General features: G+C 69.5%; 8 protein-coding genes. 5 read left to right on the top strand and 3 right to left on the bottom strand.

The genetic code is table 11. The features are described 5' to 3' along the window. A partial coding sequence (locus NA4_RS34890; RefSeq protein ID WP_174553038.1) for an IMP dehydrogenase occupies positions 1-620 on the top strand: 620 nt, incomplete at its 5' end. Positions 621-935: 315 nt separating this feature from the next. Continuing rightward, positions 936-2099, top strand: a complete 1164-nt coding sequence (locus NA4_RS34885; protein WP_067479788.1) for a GuaB3 family IMP dehydrogenase-related protein — start codon at positions 936-938, stop codon at positions 2097-2099. A 313-nt stretch (positions 2100-2412) separates the two neighbouring features. On the opposite strand, the gene NA4_RS34880 is transcribed toward NA4_RS34885, so the two are convergent. Next, a complete protein-coding gene (locus tag NA4_RS34880; RefSeq protein WP_067479786.1) occupies positions 2413-3231 on the bottom strand; it encodes an alpha/beta fold hydrolase in 819 nt (272 codons plus the stop codon). 119 nt (positions 3232-3350) lie between these two features. On the opposite strand from NA4_RS34880, the gene guaA reads away from it, so the two are divergent. After that, positions 3351-4925 (top strand): glutamine-hydrolyzing GMP synthase, encoded by a 1575-nt coding sequence (gene guaA / locus NA4_RS34875; protein WP_067479792.1) that lies wholly within the window; start codon positions 3351-3353, stop codon positions 4923-4925. A 281-nt stretch (positions 4926-5206) separates the two neighbouring features. On the opposite strand, the gene NA4_RS34870 is transcribed toward guaA, so the two are convergent. Then, positions 5207-5425 (bottom strand): hypothetical protein, encoded by a 219-nt coding sequence (locus tag NA4_RS34870; protein ID WP_067479784.1) that lies wholly within the window; start codon positions 5423-5425, stop codon positions 5207-5209. Then, entirely contained in the window at positions 5418-7103 is a 1686-nt protein-coding gene (locus NA4_RS34865) for a PspC domain-containing protein (RefSeq protein ID WP_307188625.1), read from the bottom strand. Before NA4_RS34865 ends, NA4_RS34870 begins: the two co-directional genes overlap by 8 nt. 476 nt (positions 7104-7579) lie before the next feature. Here NA4_RS34865 and NA4_RS34860 point away from each other — a divergent pair, with 476 nt between their 5' ends. Together NA4_RS34860 and NA4_RS34855 are read left to right on the top strand one after the other, a co-directional pair. Then, a complete protein-coding gene (locus NA4_RS34860) occupies positions 7580-8980 on the top strand; it encodes an ATP-binding protein (protein WP_067479790.1) in 1401 nt (466 codons plus the stop codon). A gap of 52 nt (positions 8981-9032) precedes the next feature. Beyond that, positions 9033-9710 (top strand): response regulator, encoded by a 678-nt coding sequence (locus tag NA4_RS34855; protein WP_067479780.1) that lies wholly within the window; start codon positions 9033-9035, stop codon positions 9708-9710. The last annotated feature ends 63 nt before the right edge of the window (positions 9711-9773 follow it).

Here is a 9773-nt window from a genome sequence, read left to right as displayed (position 1 = left end):
AGGCGGGCGCCGACGCGGTCAAGGTAGGTGTCGGCCCCGGCTCCATCTGCACCACTCGCGTGGTCGCCGGTGTCGGCGCGCCGCAGATCACCGCGATCCTGGAGGCGGTCGCGGCGTGCAAGCCCGCGGGTGTCCCGGTGATCGCCGATGGCGGCATCCAGTTCTCCGGCGATATCGCCAAGGCCATCGCCGCCGGCGCGTCCACCGTGATGCTGGGCTCGCTGCTCGCGGGCACCGCCGAATCGCCGGGTGAACTGATCCTGGTCGGCGGCAAGCAGTTCAAGAGCTACCGCGGCATGGGCTCGCTGGGCGCCATGCAGGGCCGTGGGCAGGCCAAGTCGTTCTCCAAGGACCGCTACTTCCAGGACGACGTGCTCGCCGAGGACAAGCTGGTGCCGGAGGGCATCGAGGGGCGGGTGCCGTTCCGCGGGCCGGTCAACCAGGTCATCCACCAGCTGGTCGGTGGGCTGCGCGCCGCCATGGGCTACACGGGTTCGCAGTCGATCGCGGATCTGCAGGAGGCGCAGTTCGTGCAGATCACCGCGGCCGGACTCAAGGAGAGCCACCCGCACGACATCACCATGACCGTCGAGGCCCCTAACTACACCGGCCGAGGCTAGCCCGCTACGTTCGTGTACAGGACCAACCGGTCCGTGCATGATTGAGCTTGCTCATGGGTAAGCAAGTCATGCTCACGGGCAGGTAGAGCTGTGTGGGTGTGGCACCCCATCGGGCCCCGCCTCCGGTGATCACCGGAGGCGCGAGTCTTACGAGCGCCGTTCGCGGCCCGTCTCGCGTCCGAGTGGGCGAAGCGCATGCGCCGCGGGCGCGAGTCTCGCCCGCTCGGATGCGAGACTTCCCGGGGCCGTGAACACGCAGCGCCGCAGGCGCTGCAAAACAAACACAGCGCGGCAGAAGACATTAAGGAGAAATGCGTGCGCGACATGGTGGAGATCGGCATGGGCCGGACCGCCCGGCGTACCTACGAGCTGGACGACGTCGACATCGTCCCCTCGCGCCGGACCCGCTCGTCGAAGCAGGTGTCGCTGTCCTGGCAGCTGGACGCCTACCGCTTCGAGATCCCGTGCCTCGCGCATCCGACCGACGCGCTGGTGTCGCCGGAGTTCGCCATCGAGTTCGGCCGCCTCGGCGGGCTCGGCGTGATCAACGGCGAGGGCCTGTGGGCGCGGCACGCGGACGTCTCCGCGAAGATCGACCAGTTGCTCGAACTCGTCGGCAAGGGCGGCTACGAGCGTGCCGTGGCGTTGCTCCAGGAATTGCACGCCGCACCGATGCAGCCGGATCTGCTCGCCGCCGCGGTCGCGCAGGTTCGCGCCGCCGGTGTCACGGTCGCGGTGCGGGTGAGCCCGCAGAACGCGCGCACCCTCACACCGGCGCTGCTGCAGGCGGGCATCGACCTGCTGGTGGTGCACGGCACGATCATCTCCGCCGAGCATGTCGGCGACGGTGAACCGCTGAACCTCAAGACCTTCATCGCCGAGCTGGACGTGCCGGTGGTCGCGGGCGGCGTGAGCGACCACCGCACCGCGCTGCACCTGATGCGCACCGGCGCGGCAGGCGTGATCGTCGGGTACGGCTCCTACCCCGGTGCGACCACCACCGGCGAGGTGCTCGGCATCGGGGTGCCGATGGCGACCGCGATCGCGGATGCCGCCGCCGCCCGCCGGGACTACCTGGACGAGACCGGCGGCCGCTACGTGCACGTCATCGCCGACGGGGACATCGCGACCTCCGGCCAGCTGGCCAAGGCGATCGCCTGCGGGGCGGATGCCGCGATGCTCGGCGTGCCGCTCGCCGCGGCCGCGGAGGCGCCGGGCCGTGGCTGGTACTGGCCGTCGGCCGCCGCGCATCCTTCGGTGCCGCGCGGTTCGCTGCTGCACGTGGACGATCCGTGGGACCTCGGCGGCGAGCCGGAGGGCGGCAGCGTGCGCCCGAGCCTGGAGCGTGTGCTCTACGGTCCGTCGGACGATCCATTCGGGTCGCTGAATCTCGTTGGCGGTCTGCGGCGTTCGATGGCCAAGGCCGGTTACTCGGATCTGAAGGAGTTCCAGAAAGTCGGTCTCAGCGTTCGCGCTTGATTTGCAGCGCCTGCGGCGCTGCGTGTTCGCGGCCCCGGGAAGTCTCGCGTCCGAGCGGGCGAGACTCGCACCTGCGGCGCATGCGCTTCGGTCACTCGGACATGAGCCGGGCTCTGTCTGATTTCCAGCGCCTGCGGCGCGGGGTGTTCGCGGCCCCTTTGTGGCTCGCGTCCGAGCGGGCGAGACTCGCGCCTGCGGCGCATGCGCTTCGCCCACTCGGACACGAGCCGGGCCGCGAACGGCGCTCGTAAGACTCGCGCCTCCAGTGGCAGGTAAGCAACGGCTTTCCGGTCGCCAGGTTCGCGTGGTGGGGTTACCGCACGCGGGTCGGCTTCGTCTTGCGGGCCGGCTTCGTCCTGGTGCGCAGGAATTGCTGGATCGCGTGGTTGACCGGCTCCGGGTGGGTCATCGTCACCGCCAGTCGCGCGTTCGCGATCTCGACGAAGATCGCGCCGGACAGGCCGCGCGCCAACTGCCGGGCGCGCTCGCGGTCCAAGCCGCTGTCGGTGGGGTGGATCACCAAGGCGGGACAGGCGATTTCGCGCAGCCGGTCCAGTACCGAATCCCGGCTGAGCAGGCAGCCCGCCGCGGCCTCGATGCCGCGCCGGTCGCGCACCAGCCAGCGCTGGGTCCACATCGTGCGGTACCACTCGTCGTCGCCGATCAGCCAGGAGGCCAGCTGACGCGCGGCCCGTTCGCGGGAGCCGTCGTCATACCACTGTTCGAGGAACTTCTGGGTGGCGGTGGACTGCTCGGGCGTGGGACCGTGCGCTTCGGTGCTGATCAGGATCAGCGCGGAGACCCTTTCCGGCGCGATCAGCGCGGTACGCAGTGCGGTGAAGCCGCCCTGCGCGGTGCCGCCGACCACGGCCTGTTCGGCGCCGAGGTGATCCAGCACGGTCAGCGCGTCCCGCGCGGCGGTCCAGTAGGTGAAAGGTAGGCCCTCGTCCCTGGTGCGGCCGTGACCGCGTGCGTCCCAGGACACGATCCGGAATTCCGGTGCGAGCGCGGCCATTTGGGCGGCGAACATGGTGCGGTCCATGAAGAACTCGTGCGCCAGCAGTACCACCGGGCCGTCCCCGCCGCTGTCCTCGTAGTGGATGTCGGCATCGATCGCGCGGGCGAAGGGCACGAGCAGAAGGATAACCAGCGGGGCGGGGGCGCGCGGGAGGATTCGGTCGGCCCGCTCGGTCGTGTGCGAGGACGCTGTCCCGAAGATTCCCCCGTTTCGCCGCTCACTAAACTGTGTGGGTGGCACAAACCCAGAGACCGGTCCTCGTCGTCGACTTCGGAGCCCAGTACGCGCAGTTGATCGCACGGCGGGTCCGCGAGTCGAGCGTGTTCTCCGAGGTGGTTCCGCACACCACGACGGTGGAAGAGATCGCCGAGAAGCAACCGCTCGCGGTGATCCTCTCCGGCGGCCCGGCCAGCGTGTACACCGAGGGCGCGCCGCGACTGGACCCACGGCTGTTCGAGCTGGGACTGCCGGTCTTCGGTATCTGCTACGGCTTCCAGGCGATGGCGCAGGCGCTCGGCGGCACAGTCGCGCACACCGGCACCCGCGAATACGGCCGCACCGAACTCAACATCGACGGCGGTTTGCTGCACGGCGGCCTGCCCACCATCCAGCCCGTATGGATGAGCCATGGCGACGCGGTCACCGACGCGCCGGAGGGCTTCGAGGTCACCGGCACCACCGCGGGCGCCCCGGTCGCCGCGTTCGAGGACCGCGCGCGCCGCTTGGCCGGTGTTCAGTACCACCCGGAGGTGCTGCACTCGCCGCACGGTCAGCAGGTGCTGAGCCGGTTCCTGCACGAGCTCGCGGGCATTCCGTCGACGTGGACCCCGGCGAACATCGCCGAGTCGCTGATCGCCTCGGTGCGCGAGCAGGTCGGCGACGGCCACGCGATCTGCGGGCTGTCCGGCGGGGTGGACAGCGCGGTCGCCGCCGCATTGGTGCAGCGTGCCATCGGTGACCGGTTGACCTGCGTCTTCGTCGACCACGGCCTGCTGAGGGCGGGGGAGCGCGAGCAGGTGCAGCAGGATTTCGTCGCCGCGACCGGCGCCAAGCTGGTGACCGTCGACGCGGTGGACAAGTTCCTCGGCGAGTTGAAGGGCGTCGCCGATCCCGAGGAGAAGCGCAAGATCATCGGACGGGAGTTCATCCGGTCTTTCGAGGACGCGGTGGGCGAGGTGGTGCTCGAGCACGGAGAGGTGGACGGCGCGACGCCGAAGGTCGAATTCCTGGTTCAGGGCACGCTGTACCCGGACGTCGTGGAGTCCGGCGGCGGCAGCGGCACGGCGAACATCAAGAGTCACCACAATGTCGGCGGGCTGCCCGACGACCTGGAGTTCGAACTGGTCGAGCCGCTGCGGCTGCTGTTCAAGGACGAGGTTCGCGCGGTGGGTCGTGAGCTCGGCCTGCCGGAGCAGATCGTTGCCCGGCAACCGTTCCCGGGGCCGGGTCTCGCCATCCGGATCGTCGGTGAGGTCACCGAGGACCGCCTGGACACGCTGCGCCGAGCCGACGCCATCGCGCGTGAGGAGCTCACCGCGGCGGGTCTGGACGGCCAGATCTGGCAGTGCCCCGTCGTGCTGCTGGCGGATGTCCGCAGCGTCGGCGTGCAGGGCGATGGCCGCACCTATGGCCACCCCATCGTGCTGCGCCCGGTTTCCAGCGAGGACGCGATGACCGCCGACTGGACCCGTTTGCCCTACGAGGTGCTCGAACGCATCTCCACCCGGATCACCAACGAGGTGCCCGAAGTCAACCGCGTGGTCCTCGACGTGACCAGCAAGCCGCCGGGCACCATCGAGTGGGAGTGACTCCGAGCCTTGTCGCGCGTGCGGTGTGAGCGGGTCGGCGCGGCCGGTGCCACGTGGCGCTGTGCAGGACCAAGTGGCCCAAGAGTATTCCGTTCGTGGTGACGAGGTGCGGTCTGCCGTGTGGGTCCGGTGGCGTGGGTCTGGCGGTGAGCTCGGCCTGAGCGGCGTTCTCGTCGGGCTTCATGGGTTCTCCTGTGGTGCACCAATAATGGGCAGTGCGATTCGGCTGCGCAGGTGGGGCAGGGCGTTTCGATCGCGGTAGAGGCCATTCGGCTGGGTGGTCACGATCGTTTACGCGGGGAGATCACCAGCACGATGCCGATGACGATCGCGGCGAGCACCACGATCCAACCGATCGGGAGCATGCTGGACGCGGGCCAGGATGCGGGACCGATGAAGCCGCACACACTCACCGCGATGGCCAGCAGTCCGGCGATGAGCAGCGAGGCGGCCGGGCCGCGGCGGGACTCGGCAGTGTTGTTCTTGTCGGTCTCAGCCACGGCGCACCTCCACGTTTCCGAATCGGACGTCGACGTTCAGATCGAGCACCGGCGCGCCGGGCGGGTTCGGGCCGCTGATGCCTTCGTCGCAGATGGCTTCGGCCATGGATGCCGTGCAGTGGGTGCGGACGGTCAGGTCCGCGGGCAGCAGCACGCGGACTTCGGCCATGTGCGCGTCGATGTCCACGGTGCGGTTCTCGGTGAGTTTCAGCGAACGCAGGTCCAGGGTGCCGGAGCCCATGTTCACCTTGTAGTGCGGCGCCAGGTCGGCGACGGAGGCCGGGGCCCAGGTGTGGTCGCCCATCGCGCCGCGGTCGAACTCGATCGGGCCGACGGCGGAGGCCAGCAGCACGAATCCGGCGAGCGGCGCGGTGAGCACCAGCAGGCCGTAGCCGCGGCGCAGGAACGCACCGAGCACCAGGCCGAGACCGATCACCGCAAGTGCCACCGCGCCGATCCGGCTCGGCGTCATCCACTCCACACCGGAGGCCGCCGCCGCGCCCGCCCCGGCCGCCGCCAAGATGGCCAGACCGATCACCACTGGGGTCAGCCGCGAGCGCGGACGCTTGGCCGGTGGCGCCACCGCGGTACGGACGGGTGCGGGTTCCGGAAGGTCCCAGGCCAGCGGGGCGACGCCGAGCGGATCCCAGGACGGAGGGATCGGGCGCCGGACGATCGCGGGTTGCGCCGCGGCGGGACGGTTCGTGTCGGTCGCGGTGTCGGCGACGTCTTTGCCGAGCGAGACGGGGCTGCCAGTCGGTGACGGGCCCTGTTCTGTGCCGAGCGAGGGCATCCGCTGGATGTTCGTACTCGGTCCGCCTTCGGCGTTCTCGGCGGACTCGCCCGGTGCGGAACTGTCGCCGATGGGCGCGGCCAGGTCGGCTCGGCCGCTGGGCTCAGCGCTGCCGGATGAGTCCAGTCCGGTCTGCGCGGTTCCCGATTCGGTCGGCCTGGCCTCATCCGAAGGTGAGGTCGCGGCGGACTTGTCGAGCACTACGGAATCGCCATGCTGGTCGGCCACTCCCTTGTCCAGCAGAACCGTCTCGGCATCGCCATCCGATGCTCGGACCGGCGTTTCCGGGACGTACGAATCCGGGAGTTTGGTGTATGGCGTGTACACGGTGGCCGGCGGCACGTACATGTCGCCGAAGGTCCTCGGCGCTCCGTGCGGGAAGACCGCGCCGGGATAGCCGGTGGCGGTGATCCCGCCGTCCGGGGCGAACCCGCCGAACGCTTCGGTGGTGCCCGGCGGCGGTGCCGGCGTGCGCAGGTGCAGCATCCACCAGCCCGCCAGCATCAGCGCGAGACTGATCAGGCCGGAGCCGCCGAGGCCGACGCCGACCGGGCCCATCGTGCTGACCGCGATGGCCAGCGCCACGATCAACACGATGCTCTTGGTCTGCGACTGCGAGCTGTGTCCTTTGCCGACCAGCGACTCGGCTGCCGACGCCTGGTCGCCCGCCGCGCTCAGCAGCAGCCAGGCCAGCAGATAGAGCACGATGCCCGCGCCGCCGAAGATCGTCGAGACCACGAACGCGATGCGAACCAGCACCGGGTCGACGTCGTAGCGCCGGGCAAATCCCGCCGCGACGCCTGCGACCGGGCCCTGCCGCGGCAATCGCACGGGCCGCGTCTGCCACATCTGCTGGAGCTGATCGCCGAAGCTGGTTTTCGTCATGTTTCCCATGGTGAGCCCGACTCGTGCGTCGGCACATCGGGGGGAACCCTGAAAAATTTCGAGAACACTTTGGACCGATCATACTGATTGAGCAACCATCCGGTTACATGATGGATCTTGAATACCGCCCAGTTTGTCTGTGGTTGACACAGCCCTGATCGGCTCTTATGCCGATCCGAGCAACCCTGCGGCATAGTCCTATGGGGGCGAGTCCCTGCTGCTGTTGGTGTGCTGGTCCGCGCGTCTACCGGACGGCCTTCGACCAGCATCCACGTGGAATCAGCCGATCGAACAGGCGACGTCTGAAGCGCGGGCAGGTGATCCGGACGGCGAGTGCCGCGGAACGGCACGCCGCCGTTGATGGGCGGTGGACCCGGTACAACCAGGCCTCAGCCCGGATCGACGCGGTGCCCACGGGTGAGATCAGGGTGATTCCCGATGGCTGGCCGTCTGGTGGTCGTGCCAGTATCGAAGACATGTACCCGTCTGTTCCCGCGTTCGACACTCGGGGGTTCGACGCTGCTCGCGGTCCCGCGCCCGCGTTGGTTCCCGGGCCGCCGCAGGCGCGGATGGTGCGCCGTTCGGGCGGCCGGATCGTCGGCGGCGTGGCGGGTGGCCTGGCCGATCACCTCGGTGTCGACGTGTTCAAGGTGCGGATGGCGTTCGTGTTGCTGTCCGCGCTGGCCGGGGCGGGCATCGTCGCGTATGGGTTGCTGTGGATCTTCACGCCGGGTGGCTCGGACCAGGCGAAGCCCTCCGGCGCGGAACGGCGGCAGGCGATCGGGCTCGCCCTGCTCGGGCTCGGGCTCGCGGTGGCGGTGTCGTGGCTGTTCAGTGGCACGGCGGCCAAGGTGATCGCGCCGATCGTCGTGGTCGCGGTCGGTGCGGCGCTGGTGTGGCGGGAATACGACGTCGACGGTCCGCGCTCGTTGCTCGGGCTGCCCGCGCGGCCGTCGGTGGTGACCTGGTCGCGTATCGTCGCCGGAGCGACGCTGATCGTGGTCGGCCTCGGGGTGGTGGTGCTGGCCAGGATCGATCTGAGTTCGCTCGGGTCCGCGTTGCTCGCCGTGGCGGTCACGCTGATCGGCGCGGGGGTGCTGACGGTTCCGCTGTGGCTGCGCATGATGCGCGCGCTGAATGCCGAGCGCTCCGCTCGCATCCGCAACGAGGAACGCGAGGAGATCGCCTCGCACTTGCACGACTCCGTGCTCCAGACGCTCGCCCTCATCCAGCGGCAGGCCGACGATCCGCAGGAGGTGGTGCGCCTGGCCCGCAGCCAGGAGCGGGAGCTGCGCAAATGGCTGTTCGAGGATTCCGGTCCGGCCCAGTCGAGTCTGGCCGCGGCCCTGCGCACCATCGCGGGCGAGGTGGAGGACCAGCACGGGGTGAAGGTCGCGCCGGTGACCGTGGGAGACGTGTCGATGGACGTCGACGGCTCCGGGGCCGGTTTGCCCAAGGAACATTTCACCGCGCTGCTCGGCGCGAGCCGGGAAGCGCTGGTCAACGCCGCGAAGCATGCGGGTGTCCCGGAGATCGACCTGTTCGCCGAGACCGAGCCGCACCAGGTGAGCGTCTTCGTCCGCGACCGTGGCGACGGATTCGACCTCGCGTCCGTGCCCGAGGATCGCCGGGGCCTGGCCAAATCCATCCGCGGCCGGATCGAGCGCCGCGGCGGGCAGGTGGAGATCCTGTCCGCCCCCGGCCGTGGCACGGAGGTGCGGATAATCATGCCCCGCAGCGATTCCGGCGGTCAGGATTGCGATGCGAACGCCACCGCCGCACCCCAGGATGCTCCGGTCGCAGCCATGCCTGAGCCGGTGCCGATGCCCGAACAGCCGGTGCGCCCCGGAATGTGCGGAGATCGCACGAATGGCTAGGGTGACAGGGCAAATCGGACAATTGCCCGGAGAGGCGCGGGGAGCGGAGCACATGGGTAACTCATCGGGTACGCCCAGAACTGAAGTGGCGCTTACGCGAGTTTTTCTCGTCGACGATCACGCCGTTTTCCGGTCGGGGGTGCGCGCGGAGTTGAGCCGGGAGTCCGACATGGAGGTGGTCGGTGAGGCCGGTGGCGTCGCCGACGCGGTCGCCGGGATCAATACGGCGCGCCCGGACGTCGTCCTGCTCGACGTGCACATGCCCGACGGTGGCGGCGTCGCGGTGCTGTCCGGCATCGAGCCGGGGCCGGTGTGCCTGGCGCTGAGCGTGTCCGATGCGGCCGAGGACGTGATCGCGGTGATCCGGGCGGGGGCCAGAGGGTATGTGACCAAGACGATTTCGGGATCCGAACTGGCCGACGGCATTCGCCGGGTGGCGGGCGGCGACGCGGTGTTCAGTCCGCGGCTGGCCGGATTCGTGCTGGACTCGTTCACCGGAAGGTCTCCGGTGCCCGAGCCGCCGCTGGACCCCGAACTGGACTCGCTGACCCCGCGCGAACTGGAGGTGCTGCGCCTGCTCGCGCGCGGCTACACCTACCGGGAGATCGCCGAATCCCTGTTCATCTCGGTCAAGACGGTGGAGACCCACGCCTCGAACGTGCTGCGGAAAACCCAGCAATCCAACCGCAATGCCCTGACCCGCTGGGCACACCGCCGCCGTATCGACTGACCGATCGTCGTCCCACTCGTGCCGTTGTCGCGGTGTAGATGAGCTACGCGGCTGCCTCGCCTT

Source organism: Nocardia amamiensis NBRC 102102, from assembly GCF_001612745.1.
Lineage (GTDB): Bacteria > Actinomycetota > Actinomycetes > Mycobacteriales > Mycobacteriaceae > Nocardia > Nocardia amamiensis.
This window is presented reverse-complemented; position numbering and strand designations above follow the sequence as displayed.

Coding starts and splice junctions, on each gene's coding strand:
- NA4_RS34865 (WP_307188625.1), bottom strand. CDS start 7,103: ATGACGAAAACCAGCTTCGGCGATCAGCTCCAGCAGATGTGGCAGACG.
- NA4_RS34860 (WP_067479790.1), top strand. CDS start 7,580: ATGTACCCGTCTGTTCCCGCGTTCGACACTCGGGGGTTCGACGCTGCT.
- NA4_RS34855 (WP_067479780.1), top strand. CDS start 9,033: ATGGGTAACTCATCGGGTACGCCCAGAACTGAAGTGGCGCTTACGCGA.